The following is a 13,140-nucleotide window of genomic DNA, read 5'->3' on the forward strand; positions in this document are numbered from 1 at the left end:
CACCGAATGGCTCTCGCCGGTTATCGGCTGGATGTCGCCGTCGTGGCAGTACTTCGTCGTTCACCTGCTGCTCACGCTGGTGATCGTCCTGCCGATCGTGGTCGCGGTCGCTTACCTCACGCTCGCCGAGCGCAAGGTGATCGGTTACATGCACGTGCGCATCGGCCCCAACCGGGTCGGGCCGCGCGGGATGTTCCAGCCGTTCGCCGACGTATTCAAATTGATGTTCAAGGAGGTGATCACGCCGACGGTCGCCAACAAGTTCATCTTCTATCTCGCGCCGGTCCTGATCCTGGTCGCCGCGCTGGTGGCCTGGGCGGTCATCCCGTTTGACGACGGCTGGGTACTGGCCGACATCAACGCCGGTCTGCTGTACGTGCTCGCGATCGGTGCGGCGGGCGTCTATGGCGTGATCCTCGCCGGCTGGGCCTCGAACTCCAAGTACGCGCTGCTCGGCGGCATGCGCTCGGCGGCGCACAAGGTTGCCTACGAGCTGGCGATGGGCTTTGCGCTGGTCGGTGTGTTGATGGTGGCCGGCAGTCTGAACCTCTCCGAGATCGTGCGCGGCCAGGAGGGCAGCATCCTGCACTGGTACTGGCTGCCGCTGCTGCCGATGTTCGTGGTCTACTTCGTCTCCGGCGTGGCCGAGACCAACCGCGCACCGTTCGATATCTCCGAGGGTGAATCGGAAATCGTCGCGGGCTTCCACGTCGAGTATTCGGGCATTGCCTTCGCACTGTTCATGCTCGCCGAATACGCCAGCATGATCCTGATCTCGGCGCTGACCGCGGTCATGTTCCTGGGTGGCTGGCTGTCGCCGTTCCAGGGCACGTTCCTCGAGCCGGTGTTCGCCTTCGTGCCGGGCATCGTCTGGTTCCTGCTCAAGATCTCGTTCCTGCTGTTCGTCTTCATCTGGTTCCGCGCGACGTTCCCGCGTTTCCGTTACGACCAGATCATGCGTCTCGGCTGGAAGGTCTTCATTCCGGTGACGATCCTCTGGATCGCGGTGGAAGGCGCGTTCTTCTACTTCGAAGTCGGTCCTTGGTTCTAAGAGGTTCCTGCGATGAACGCGATCAAGCATTTTTTCAAGACCTGGTTCCTGTGGGAACTGTTCCTCGGCATGTCGGTGACCGGTAAGTACTTCTTCGGCCACAAGTACACCGTGCAGTACCCGGAGGAGAAGACACCTCAGTCGCCTCGTTTCCGTGGGCTGCACGCACTGCGTCGCTACGCCAACGGCGAAGAGCGCTGCATTGCCTGCAAGCTCTGCGAGGCGGTCTGCCCGGCGCTGGCGATCACCATCGAATCCGAACAGCGCGAGGATGGCACGCGCCGGACCACGCGCTACGACATCGACCTGTTCAAGTGCATCTACTGCGGCTTTTGCGAAGAGGCCTGCCCGGTGGATTCCATTGTCGAGACAAGGGTTTACGAGTACCACTTCGAGAATCGTGGCGAGAACATCATGACCAAGGACAAGCTCCTCGAGATTGGTGATCGCCTCGAACCGCAGATCGCGGCGGACCGCCTGGCGGACGCCGCCTACCGGTAACGGCTCTCGATCAGGGGTGATCGGTACGGGGTGACGTGCCGGCGGGCGGAGGTCGTGGTAACGTCCCGTCCCGTCGTGGCACGACGCCCGGCACCTGGAACAACGAACGAAACAACGGTCAACCGGCTCAGGGGCGGACGCCCGCTCCCAGCAGAAGGATAGTCATGTCGCTCTATCAGATCCTTTTCTACGTATTTGCATCGGTCGCGGTGCTTGCCGCCATCCGGGTGGTGACGGTCAAGAACCCGGTGCATGCCGCCCTTTACCTGGTGCTGACATTCTTCTCGACCGCGCTGATCTGGATCCTGATGGAAGCGGAATTCCTCGGCATCGTGCTGCTGCTGGTCTACGTCGGGGCGGTGATGGTGCTGTTCCTGTTTGTGGTGATGATGCTCGATGTGAATATCGCGCCGCTGCGCGAGGGCTTCATCCGTAATCTGCCGGTGGGCGTGTTCGTCGCGCTGGTGATGATCATCGAGCTGGCACTGATCCTCGGCCCGGCGAGCTTCGGCCTGGATATTTACCCGTCACCGGAGCCGGCCCCGGCCGATGCGGGCAATACACTCGCCATCGGCCAGGTGCTGTACACCAAGTTCGTCTATCCGTTCGAGATCGCGGCGTTCATCCTGCTGGTCGCCATTGTCGCGGCGATCGCGCTCGCCCATCGTCGTCGCCCGGGCGTGCACTACCAGGACATCGACGCACAGGTGCGGGTGCGTGCCGAGGATCGCGTTCGCATTGCCGAGCTGGATGCGGACAAGACGCGCCGTGGCGATGTCGCGGGCGACTCCAAAGCCAACCAGGATAAGGAAACGTCATGATCAGCCTGTCCGAGTTCCTGATCTTCGGCGGTCTGCTGTTCTCGATCAGCGTCGCCGGCATCTTTCTCAACCGCAAGAACGTGCTCGTGCTGCTGATGGCCATCGAGCTGATGCTTCTGGCGGTAAACGTGAACTTCGTGGCGTTCTCGCACTTCTCCGGCGATATCGACGGCCAGGCGTTCGTGTTCTTCGTCCTGACCGTCGCCGCGGCCGAGGCGGCGATCGGTCTGGCGATCCTGGTGACGCTGTTCCGCAATCGACGCACGATCAACGTCGAAGACCTGACCGAGATGAAGGGCTGATTCAATGGAAAAGGTTTATCTTGCCGTCGTACTTGCCCCGCTGATCGCCTCGATCATCGCGGGCCTGTTCGGACGACAGATCGGTCGGTCCGGCGCCCACTGGGTCACCATCATCGGCGTGGCGATCGCGCTGGCCGCGTCCCTGTACGCCTTCTACATGCACGTATTCGGTGGGCTGTCGACCTTCGACGGCACCGTCTACACCTGGATCGCCTCGGACCTTTTCGAGTTCAACATCGGGTTCCTGGTCGACAACCTCACCGTGATGATGATGGTGGTGGTGACCGCCGTCTCGCTGATGGTTCACATCTACACCATCGGCTACATGCACGATGATCCCGGCTACCAGCGCTTTTTCAGCTACATCTCGCTGTTCACCTTCTCGATGCTGATGCTGGTGATGTCGAACAACCTGCTGCAGTTGTTCTTCGGCTGGGAAGCGGTCGGCCTGGTCTCGTACCTGCTGATCGGCTTCTGGTACAAGCGCGAGTCGGCGATCTTCGCCAACCTCAAGGCCTTCCTCGTCAACCGGGTGGGCGACTTCGGCTTTTTGCTCGGCATCGCCGCGATCCTCGCCTACACCGACTCGTTGCACTACGCGACCGTGTTCGAGCGCCTGCCCGAGCTGGCCGACATCACCGTTGAGTACTGGCCGGGCGTCGAGTGGTCGCTGATCAGCGTGATCGCGATCCTGCTGTTCATTGGCGCGATGGGCAAATCGGCGCAGGTGCCGCTACACGTGTGGCTGCCGGACTCGATGGAAGGCCCCACGCCGATCTCGGCGCTGATCCACGCGGCGACCATGGTCACCGCCGGTATCTTCATGGTGGCGCGCTTCTCGCCGCTGTTCGAACTATCCGATGCGGCGCTGTCGTTCATCCTGGTGATCGGCGCGGTGACCGCGATCTTCATGGGCCTGCTGGGTATCGTCCAGCACGACATCAAGCGCGTGATCGCCTACTCGACGCTCTCGCAGCTGGGCTTCATGACCGCCGCGCTGGGCGTGTCGGCCTACAGCCCGGCGCTGTTCCACCTGATGACCCATGCCTTCTTCAAGGCGCTGCTGTTCCTCGCGGCCGGCTCGGTGATCATCGCGCTGCACCACGAGCAGGACATGCGCAAGATGGGCGGGCTGGCGAAGAAGCTGCCGATCACCTTTGCGACCTTCTTTATCGGGGCACTGGCGCTGATCGGCTTCCCGGGCACCTCCGGGTTCTACTCCAAGGAGTCGGTCATCTACGCCGTGGCGGCCTCCGAGCTGCCCGGTGCAGAGTTTGCCTACTGGGCGCTGTTCATCGGCGTGTTCGTGACCGCGTTCTACACCTTCCGCATGCTGTTCCTGGTTTTCTTCGGCGAGTCGCGGATGGACGCCCATACTGCCTCGCACGCCAAGGAATCGCCCAAGGTGGTCACGGTGCCGCTGGTGCTGCTGGCCGTGCCGTCACTGATCATCGGTTTTCTGGTGGTCGAGCCGATGCTGTTCGGTGCCTACTTCGATGACTCGATCCGCGTGCTGGCCACCCACGGGGCGATGGCGACGCTGGAAGACCAGTTCAAGGGCGCGTGGGGCATGTTCCTCTACGGCTGGACCACGCCGGTGGTCTGGATGGCGCTCGCCGGCGTGGCGGGTGCGGCGATCATGTACCTGGGTATGCCGAATGTATTGCCGCCGCTGTTCGCCCGCGTGTTCGCCTGGCCCAAGCGGATTCTCGAGGAAGGCTACGGTTTCGACAGCTTCAACAACACCGTCATCGCCGGCGGCTCGCGGCTGCTGGGCCGTGGGTTGTGGCAGGGCGCCGACCTGCGGGCGATCGACGGCTGGCTGGTCAATGGCACGGCTGCATTCGTGGGTTACATGGCCCGCACCTGGCGCCTGATCCAGACCGGCTACCTCTACCATTACGCGTTCGTCATGATCCTCGGCCTGATCGGGCTGATGACCTGGATCGTGTTCATTGGCGCGTAACGCCCAAACCGATAACAAGCGAAGGAAAACGGTTCGATGCTGACCTCCTGGCCCATACTGAGCCTGCTCGTCTGGTTGCCGATCGCGGCAGGCCTTGCCGTCATGCTGTTCGGCGAACGGCGTGCCGCCTCGGCGCGCTGGTTCGCGCTGATCGTCTCCGTCGTGGTCTTCGTGATCAGCCTCGGCCTGATCGTCGGATTCAACACGCAGACCGCCGCGATGCAGTTCGTCGAGCATCTGCCGTGGATCCCGGCCTTCGGCATCAACTATGCGTTGGGCGTCGACGGCATCTCCATGCCGCTGATCGTGCTGACCACCTTCACCACCATCCTCGTGGTGGTGGCCGCCTGGGAAGTGATCAAGGAAAAGGCCCACCAGTACCTGGCCGCCTTCCTGATCATGGAAGGGATGATGAACGGCACCTTCGCCGCAATGGATGCCATCGTCTTCTACTTCTTCTTCGAAGGCATGCTGATCCCGATGTTCATCATCATCGGTATCTGGGGTGGCCCGCAGCGGGTCTACGCGACGATCAAGTTCTTCTTGTATACCTTCCTCGGCTCGGTGTTCATGCTGGTCGCGCTGATCTACATGTACTTCCAGGCCGGTAGCTTCGCCATTCCCGTGCTGCACGAGTTGCCGCTGACACTGACCGAGCAGATCCTGATCTTCCTGGCCTTCCTGATCGCCTTCGCGGTGAAGATCCCGATGTGGCCGGTACATACCTGGTTGCCGGATGCGCACGTCGAGGCGCCCACCGGCGGCTCGGTCATCCTGGCGGCGATTATGCTCAAGATCGGTGGCTACGGCTTTCTGCGCTTCTCGCTGCCGATGACGCCGGACGCGGCGGCGACGCTCGACTGGCTGATGATCGCGCTGTCGCTGATCGCGATCGTCTACATCGGCCTGGTGGCGATGGTCCAGTCGGACATGAAAAAGCTGGTCGCCTACTCGTCGATCTCGCACATGGGCTTCGTCACCCTGGGTCTGTTCGTGATCTACATGATTGTCGCCAACCCGGATAACGCGTCGGCTAGTGGCGTGACTCTGGCGCTCGAGGGCGCGATGGTCCAGATGATCTCCCACGGCCTGATTTCCGCGGCGATGTTCCTCTCTATCGGCGTGCTCTATGACCGGCTCCACACGCGGGACATCTCGGCCTACGGTGGGGTGGTCAACACCATGCCGTGGTTCGGTGCGCTGGTGGTGCTGTTCGCCATGGCCAACGTCGGTCTGCCGGGCACCTCGGGCTTCGTCGGCGAGTTCATGGTCATTCTCGCGGCGTTCAAGGCGAACTTCTGGATCGCCCTGGCGGCCGCCCTCACGCTGATCATCGGCGCGGCCTACACCCTGTGGATGGTCAAGCGCGTGATCTTCGGCGAGGTCAAGAACGAGGGCGTCAAGACGCTTGAAGACCTTAACTTCCGCGAGGCCTGGGTGCTGGGCGTGCTCGCGTTCCTTATCGTGCTGATCGGCGTCTGGCCGAACCCGCTGGTCGAGGTCATGCACGCCTCGATCGAGAACCTGGCGCAACAGGCGCTGACCACCAAGTTGTAAGACGTTCCCTATGACTCTCGCCTCACTGAACCTGCAACCGGTCCTTCCCGAAATCGTCCTCGCGGCGATGGCGTGCCTGATCCTGCTCGTCGACCCGTTCCTGCCGAAGCGCGGGCCGACGGTCAGCTTCGTGCTCTCGATCCTGACGCTGATCGCGCTGTTCGTGATCACGCTGGTGCAGATGGATGACAGCGTGCGGATGAGCTTCGGCGACATGGTGGTCAACGATCCCATGGCCGACCTGATGAAACTGGTGGTCTACGTGCTGGTCGCGGCGGTGTTCGTCATCTCGCGTACCTACCTGCGCCAGCGCGGCATCGACAAGGGCGAGTACTACATGCTCGGCCTGTTCGGCGTGCTGGGGATGATGATCACGATTTCCTCGAATCACTTGTTGCTGCTCTATCTCGGCCTCGAGTTGATGTCTTTGGCCCTGTACGCCATGACTGCATTCAAGCGTGACGACGGCCGCGCCTCCGAGGCGGCAATGAAGTACTTCGTGCTCGGCGCGCTCGCCTCGGGCATCCTGCTCTACGGCATGTCGTTGCTCTACGGCGTGACGGGCAACCTGATGCTCACTGCGATCGCCGAGACGGTCGCCGCCGGCGAGGACTCGATGGCCTTGAAGGCCGCCGTGGTGCTGATCGTGGTCGGTGCGGTGTTCAAGATGGGTATCGCGCCGTTCCACATGTGGTTGCCCGACGTCTACGAGGGCGCACCGACGGCCGTGACGCTGTACCTGGCTGCCGCCCCGAAGGTCGCTGCGCTGGCCTTGGTGATGCGCCTGCTGGTCGATGGCATGGGGCCGTTGTTCTACGATTGGCAGCCGATGCTGATCGTGGTGGCGATGCTGTCCATGGCGATCGGCAACGTGGTCGCCATCGCGCAGACCAGCTTCAAGCGGATGCTGACGTATTCCACCATCGGTCACGTCGGTTTCATCCTGCTGGGCGTGCTGGCCGGCACCAACGAGGGCTACGCCGCGGCGTTGTTCTACACCATCGCCTACGCCGTGATGACCATCGGGGGCTTCGGCATCATCCTGCTGCTGGCCCGCCAGGGCTTCGAGGCCGAGAGCATGGACGACCTGAAGGGCCTGAACGATCGCAGCCCGGTGATGGCATTCGTCTTCCTGCTGCTGATGTTCTCCATGGCCGGCATCCCGTTCACCTTCGGTTTCTGGGCGAAACTTGCCGTGCTGCAATCGATCGTCGGTGTCGGGTTGTGGTGGCTTGCCACCTTCGCCGTGGTCACGGCGGTTATCGGGGCGTTCTACTACCTGCGCGCGGTCAAGATGGTCTACTTCGACAAGCCGGAGGACACCAGCCCGATTCAGGCCGACGTCAACGTGCGTGGCGTGCTGATCCTCAGCGGTGCCTCGATGCTGATCTTCGGCCTGTATCCGACCGGCCTGACCGCACTGACGGCCGGGGCTTTCGGGCTCTAAGCCCACACTTGCCACACGCCACCGAAACGAGGCCTACATGATCGCCGACTGGATTATCGCGAGCTACCTGATCGGCCTGTTCGTCCTGGCGAACATGCCGTTCATCAATCAACGACTGTTCCTGGTGATCCCTGTGGTCGAGCGGGGCCGTCAGAAGTCGTTCTGGTGGCGGATCGTCGAATGGTTGGTGTATTTCGTTATCGGGATGGGCGTCGGTATCTACCTCGAATACTCGGTCGGCGGTGTTGAACCCAAGGGCTGGGAATTCTGGGCCATAGCTGCGTCGATTTTTGCTGTCTTCTCGGTGATCGGCTTCATCTGGCAGTACCAGTTGCGGAAATACCTACAGGCCTGACACAACTCGCAACCCGCAGGGGTGTCTCGCCACGAAAAAACCGCCAGTCGAGCATGGCTCACTGGCGGTTTTTTGTGCCCGTTATCTAAGTGATGACGCGTTGCCACGATTGGCGTGGAGCGAGGCCGCGGCGTGTTCGTCCCGCTGGTCATTGGGTGAGGAGGGCGGGTTGTCTTTCGCCCGGTCAGTGGCGCCCTGTGGAGTGATCGCGGGGCTCGTGGTCGGCCGTTGCCTCTGACTCGTTGTCGTTGGATGCGGTCTCGGCAGGCGCGGCCGGCGGATAGATCAGGCTTGCCGGCTGCTGCCGGAGCAGTTGCCAGTAGGCCCGCACGAGGTTCATAGGCTTGGCGATGCGGGTGCCGCGCGCCCGCAGGGCGACGTTGAGGGCCAGGGCGAAGCTCACGGTGAGGTTGACCGCGCCGATCAGCAGCACGAAGCCCAGCAACAGGGCGAACGTGAGTGGTCCGGCGAATTCGTGCGACATCGCGTAGCCCAGGTCCGCCGAGGAAAAGGCTACGTGGCGGATGTCGAGTGGCAGGCCGAGCAGGTAGCCCACGTAGCCGGTGGAGCCGAGCATGATGCCGAAGGCGAAGTTACTGATCAGGGCGCCGTAATGGCCATCGATGTAGGTAGCTAGACGATGGCGGGCGCCTTGCGGCAGCACCCGTTGAAGCAGCGGATGCTCGCGCAGCCTCGCCTCGAGTCCCAGGTACGCGGCACGGTTGTCGAAGAACCCCGCGATCAGGCCCGACAGGAACAACCAGACCCCGGCGATGGCGGCGTAGAACAGGGCCAAACCGCTCACGGGATTGATTCCCGCCAGGATGTAATCCGCCCGTTCGCTGGTGATCAGCGAGCTGCCGGTCTGTTGTTGCCACAACCAGGCGATCAGGAAGGCAAGCGAGAGGGCGGCGATGACGTTGCCGGCGATGGCGACGAACTGGGTGCGTCCCACGCGCAGCAGGAGATTCGCGAGCTTGCGGGGGTTGGCGCGACCGTGCTCGCCCAACTCGACCTGCTCGGCGATGCTCGCGGCTGTCATGGCCGGCTGCTTTGTGGCCACCGTCCCGTGCAGGATGTGGATCAGGACGAAACCCAGCCCGTAATTGAGACTGACCAGCACGGTTTCGGGCAGGCGCGCAAAGCCGCTCTCAAGGATGTGGATCTTGAGCAGGGCCATGACGGCGATGATCAGGCCTCCAGCCAGCCCCGAGGCCAACATGCGGAAATAGGCGGGGCGGTCGCCGGCGATGTAGTGCTCGCCCTTGTCACTGGCGTTCTCGGTGACGCTGCGTGCCAGTTGGCGCACGCTGCGGCGAATCAGCGGGCGGATGCCGTGACGTTCGGAGCTGGCCTCGACCAGTTCGGTGAACAGCGCGGTCGCTCGCTCGTTGCATTGCTCGCATGCCTTGGGGTCAAGGATGTCGAGCAATCGTTCGATCCGGGCGATGGTCTGGCCGAGGCGCTCGAGTAGGTGGGTCAACGAGATGCTGGTCCCGCGCGTGACTGCGCGCCGGTGCAGGCGCTCGACCTCCTCGCTGCATTGTTCGAGCAACACGCGGATGTGGGCGTCGTCGTGGAAGTCCTCGAGCTTGCCGTCCATCCAGCCGACGTAGTCACGTACGTAGGCGCCGACCTCTCGCTGCAGCGCGATGAAACTCGAATCGCGGGTGGCCATGCTCGGGTCGAGTCGGAGGATGTCGGGCTCGAATTCCTCGGCGGCGATCCAGATGGCCAGCATCTCGACGGCGTAGAGTGTCTCGCGGGTCAGCCGGTCCCTGCCTTTCTGACCCGCCTCGTCCGGCGACCACGGCCAGAGTGTTCGCATCAGCCGCTCCCAGCAGGGCGGCGGCACCTGCGCCACCCACTCGGGGTCCTCGGCCTCGTGGAACGCCAGGTAGAACACGTCACGCACGCTCATCGGATCGGCCGGCGCGGGATTCAGGCGCTCGTAGACCCGCTGACCCAGCTCCCGCAGGAAGCCGCGTCGCGAGAACAGTCCCAGTCCGGCGAGGATCTGAAAGAAGCGCGCCTGGTCGAGCCAGTCCCCCAGGCGCTCATGAAGGGCCTCCTGCATCGTGGAGTCTGCCTCGAGCGCTACCTGCAGTTGCTCGATGCGTTCGATGGCCGCCGAGGCATCCTCGTCCGGGCCGGGACGCAACCAGTCGATGATGGCGACCAACGTGCCGACCGGATCGTCCGCATGGCGTTCGGTGAGCGTCCGGAGCAGCTGCTGGGGCATGGCTTGATCCTGTGAGATGGGCGGCCGGTTGGCAGGTGGTTCAGAGGCGTGGCACCAACTCCTCGGCGCGGGCCAGGTACTTGCCGCGCTGGAACAGCAGGCGCCAGCGCCTACCACCCACCTGGTCGAACAGAATGGTCGCACGCACCCCGGCAAGCAGCAGGCCGCGGACCGACGAGGAGATCGCCATGTCCTCGAGGTGATGCTTCTCGCCGTTGATGACGAATTTCTGTGGCAGGTTGCTCAGGGTGCTGCGATAGAGGTTGTTCAGATCGGCCATCAGGCCGCTGTCGGCACCGTGCTGATCGAAGGCGGGCTTGAGTTCCTCCAGGCGGGAAAACAATTTCCCCGCCATCTCGTCATCGCGACGGAATGCCTTGGTCACGGCAAACAGCGTGACCAGGTAGCGGGTCAACTCGAGATCACGCTGTGCGCGCGAGTTGCCGGCCAGCATTTCGGTCAGTCGCGTCATGCCAAAACGTACCCCCGAGAGCCCGCCGTAGATGCTGGCCGTGTCGGGGGCGTCGAAGGCGAACAGCGAGCCGATGCTCGCCTCCAGCGCTTGGCTGTCCGCCACGCGGCCTTCGTAGGCCAGCGTCTGGATCAACTGGACGGCCTGGGTCATGCCGGCCATGGCGATCAATTGGTCGTCGGTATCTTGTGGCATGCGTCCCGAATCGGTTGGATTGATGATCAGTCCCGGGGCAGGGCGCGGGTAATCACCGCGCCACCCAGGCAGATGGGGCCATCATAGAACACCACCGACTGGCCGGGGGTAATCGCGCGTTGCGGCTCATCGAAGGTGGCGATCAGGCGATCGCCCGTCTGCTCGATGCTGACTGCCTGGTCGGGTTGCCGGTAGCGGATCTTGGCGGTCAGTGGCCGGTCGGTCGGTGGCGGCTCGATCCAGTGGACCTGCTCGGCCTCGAGCCGGTCGGCGAACAGGGCTGGGTGGTTCTTTCCCTGAACGACCAGCAGCGTGTTGGTCTCGAGATCCTTGCCCACCACGTACCAGGGCGCATCGCCATGGGTCCTCGTGCCGCCTATCCCTAGCCCCTGGCGCTGACCGATGGTGTGGTACATCAGGCCCTGATGGGTGCCCAGCGACTCGCCCTCGAGGGTCTCGATCGGGCCCGGCTGGGCGGGCAGGTAGGTCTTGAGGAAATCGGCGAATCGACGCTCGCCGATGAAACAGATGCCGGTCGAATCCTTCTTGTCCGCCGTGATCAGATCGTGGGCAGCGGCGATCTCGCGAACACGCGGCTTTTCCAGCTCACCGACCGGGAAGTAGGCCGAGCCGACCTGGTCGCGGGAGAGCGCGTGCAGGAAGTAGCTCTGGTCCTTGTTCGCATCGACGCCGCGTGCCAGGTGCACGCCGGTCTCGTCGTCGAGCCGTCGCACGTAGTGACCGGTGGCGATCGCATCCGCTCCCAGCGCCCGGGCGTGGTCGAGAAAGGCGCGGAACTTGATCTCGCGGTTACAGAGGATGTCCGGGTTGGGCGTGCGCCCGGCCTGGTATTCGGCCAGGAAGTGCTCGAAGACCCGGTCCCAGTACTCGCCGGCGAAATTGACGAAATGGAACTCGATACCGAGCTTGTCGGCCACCGCCATGGCATCGAGCATGTCGTCCTTGGCGGCGCAGAAATCCTCGTCGTCGTCACCCTCCCAGTTCTTCATGAACAGGCCCTCGACGCGATAGCCGGCCTGCTTGAGGAGCAGGGCGGCCACCGAGGAATCCACGCCGCCGGACATGCCCACCATGATGCGCGGGGCATCCGCCGGGGCCGGGGGGATCAGGTTGTCGAAACGGGTATCAGTCATCGGATCGAGTGCAGCAGGTCGAGGGGATAGCGGCGCCCCTGTTCGAAGTCGCGGATGGCGGCGGTGACGAACGGGGAGCGATGCGGAATGGTGGTGCGCTCGAGCGCCGCGCGGCTCATGAAGTGCGCGGCGAGGATGCCATCGTCCAGCGGCTCGTCGTCCGGGGCCTCGTTGATCTCGCCGATGATCGCCACCCGCAACACGCGCCGGCCCTGGTGCGGGTTGTCATGGTACAGCCCCAGCAGTTCGGTTGGCTCGAAGGCAAAGCGGCTCTCCTCGCGCACCTCGCGGATCACCGCCTCGAGCAGGGTTTCGCCCGGCTCGACGTGCCCGGCCGGCTGATTGAGGTAGCGCTGGCCGCGGATCCGTTCCTCGACGATCAGGTACTCGTCGGCTCGGCGGGCGATGCCCGCGACGGTCAGCGAGACTAGGGGGCGATCGGTGGAGTATTCCATGGGCTCATTATACCGGGGAAGGCAAGGGGTACCTGCGGCGAGAGTCAATCGGGCTTATCGGATGTCAGTGCCTTAACGTCACGACGTCATGATGCTGTTACACTGTCGATCCCGCTCGACAATAGCCACCGGGAGCCCACCATGACCACCGAGACGAAACGATCCACCATTTACTTCGATGCGCAATTGCATCAAGCCCTGCGGATGAAGGCCGCGCAGTCGCATCGCTCGATTTCCGAGATCGTCAACGACGCGGTAAAGGCGGCCCTGGCGGAGGATCAGGAGGACCTCGCCTCGTTCGAAGAGCGAGTCGCCGAGCCCACGATCAGCTATGAAGCGCTGCTCGAGGATTTGAAGGCGCATGGCAAGCTATAAGCTCTGTTTTCGCCAATCGGTCACGCGTGATCTCCGCCCCATACCTCGTCCCGACGTCGAGCGGATTCTCCGTCGGGTGAAAGCGCTCGCGGACGATCCGCGGCCACCGGGGTGCGAGAAGCTGTCGGGTCAGGAGCGATACCGCGTCCGCCAGGGCAATTATCGAATTCTGTACGAGATCGTCGATGAGGAACTGGTGGTCACGGTGGTCAAGATCGGCCATCGTCGACACGTCTACCGACGTTGA

Annotated in this window: 14 protein-coding genes; 10 read left to right on the plus strand and 4 right to left on the minus strand. The window is 63.2% G+C overall.

Features of this window, described 5'->3' with window-relative positions:
* Window positions 1-31 precede the first annotated feature (31 nt).
* From nuoH to D5687_RS05265, 8 genes are all read left to right on the plus strand, one after another.
* On the plus strand, window positions 32-1,051 hold the full coding sequence (nuoH, locus tag D5687_RS05230) for an NADH-quinone oxidoreductase subunit NuoH (RefSeq protein ID WP_125198745.1): 1,020 nt from the start codon (window positions 32-34) through the stop codon (window positions 1,049-1,051).
* A 12-nt stretch (window positions 1,052-1,063) separates the two neighbouring features.
* Window positions 1,064-1,552, plus strand: a complete 489-nt coding sequence (gene nuoI / locus D5687_RS05235; RefSeq protein ID WP_125198713.1) for an NADH-quinone oxidoreductase subunit NuoI — start codon at window positions 1,064-1,066, stop codon at window positions 1,550-1,552.
* 164 nt (window positions 1,553-1,716) lie between these two features.
* Window positions 1,717-2,373: an NADH-quinone oxidoreductase subunit J gene (locus D5687_RS05240; RefSeq protein ID WP_125198714.1), complete on the plus strand. Its 657-nt coding sequence runs from the start codon at window positions 1,717-1,719 to the stop codon at window positions 2,371-2,373.
* Window positions 2,370-2,675 (plus strand): NADH-quinone oxidoreductase subunit NuoK, encoded by a 306-nt coding sequence (gene nuoK, locus D5687_RS05245; RefSeq protein ID WP_058575727.1) that lies wholly within the window; start codon window positions 2,370-2,372, stop codon window positions 2,673-2,675. The genes D5687_RS05240 and nuoK overlap by 4 nt, the downstream gene beginning before the upstream one ends.
* 4 nt (window positions 2,676-2,679) lie before the next feature.
* Window positions 2,680-4,641, plus strand: a complete 1,962-nt coding sequence (gene nuoL, locus D5687_RS05250) for an NADH-quinone oxidoreductase subunit L (protein ID WP_125198715.1) — start codon at window positions 2,680-2,682, stop codon at window positions 4,639-4,641.
* A 36-nt stretch (window positions 4,642-4,677) separates the two neighbouring features.
* On the plus strand, window positions 4,678-6,198 hold the full coding sequence (locus D5687_RS05255) for an NADH-quinone oxidoreductase subunit M (protein ID WP_125198716.1): 1,521 nt from the start codon (window positions 4,678-4,680) through the stop codon (window positions 6,196-6,198).
* A gap of 10 nt (window positions 6,199-6,208) precedes the next feature.
* The gene (gene nuoN / locus D5687_RS05260; protein WP_125198717.1) at window positions 6,209-7,645 is read left to right on the plus strand and encodes an NADH-quinone oxidoreductase subunit NuoN; all 1,437 of its coding nucleotides are present in this window, start codon (window positions 6,209-6,211) and stop codon (window positions 7,643-7,645) included.
* A gap of 37 nt (window positions 7,646-7,682) precedes the next feature.
* Window positions 7,683-8,000 (plus strand): DUF2818 family protein, encoded by a 318-nt coding sequence (locus D5687_RS05265; protein WP_125198718.1) that lies wholly within the window; start codon window positions 7,683-7,685, stop codon window positions 7,998-8,000.
* A 184-nt stretch (window positions 8,001-8,184) separates the two neighbouring features.
* Here D5687_RS05265 and D5687_RS05270 read toward each other — a convergent pair whose 3' ends face one another.
* Genes D5687_RS05270 through D5687_RS05285 form a run of 4 tightly spaced genes read right to left on the minus strand, consistent with a single transcriptional unit; the run spans window position 8,185 to window position 12,518 of the window.
* Window positions 8,185-10,242 (minus strand): site-specific recombinase, encoded by a 2,058-nt coding sequence (locus D5687_RS05270; RefSeq protein WP_125198719.1) that lies wholly within the window; start codon window positions 10,240-10,242, stop codon window positions 8,185-8,187.
* A 40-nt stretch (window positions 10,243-10,282) separates the two neighbouring features.
* Window positions 10,283-10,909, minus strand: coding sequence for a lysogenization protein HflD (locus tag D5687_RS05275; protein WP_125198720.1), 627 nt, complete (start codon window positions 10,907-10,909; stop codon window positions 10,283-10,285).
* 26 nt (window positions 10,910-10,935) lie between these two features.
* On the minus strand, window positions 10,936-12,063 hold the full coding sequence (gene mnmA, locus D5687_RS05280; protein ID WP_204742142.1) for a tRNA 2-thiouridine(34) synthase MnmA: 1,128 nt from the start codon (window positions 12,061-12,063) through the stop codon (window positions 10,936-10,938).
* Window positions 12,060-12,518 carry an NUDIX domain-containing protein gene (locus D5687_RS05285; protein WP_125198721.1) on the minus strand — a complete coding sequence of 153 codons (459 nt, stop codon included), beginning with the start codon at window positions 12,516-12,518 and terminating at the stop codon, window positions 12,060-12,062. Before D5687_RS05285 ends, mnmA begins: the two co-directional genes overlap by 4 nt.
* A gap of 141 nt (window positions 12,519-12,659) precedes the next feature.
* Between D5687_RS05285 and D5687_RS05290 the strand changes: the two genes are divergently transcribed.
* Window positions 12,660-12,893: a CopG family transcriptional regulator gene (locus tag D5687_RS05290; protein WP_125198722.1), complete on the plus strand. Its 234-nt coding sequence runs from the start codon at window positions 12,660-12,662 to the stop codon at window positions 12,891-12,893.
* The gene (locus D5687_RS05295; protein ID WP_125198723.1) at window positions 12,880-13,140 is read left to right on the plus strand and encodes a type II toxin-antitoxin system RelE/ParE family toxin; all 261 of its coding nucleotides are present in this window, start codon (window positions 12,880-12,882) and stop codon (window positions 13,138-13,140) included. Before D5687_RS05290 ends, D5687_RS05295 begins: the two co-directional genes overlap by 14 nt.

Origin of the sequence: Guyparkeria sp. SCN-R1 (assembly GCF_003932495.1) — a bacterium.
In the GTDB taxonomy this organism is placed as follows: Bacteria; Pseudomonadota; Gammaproteobacteria; order Halothiobacillales; family Halothiobacillaceae; genus Guyparkeria.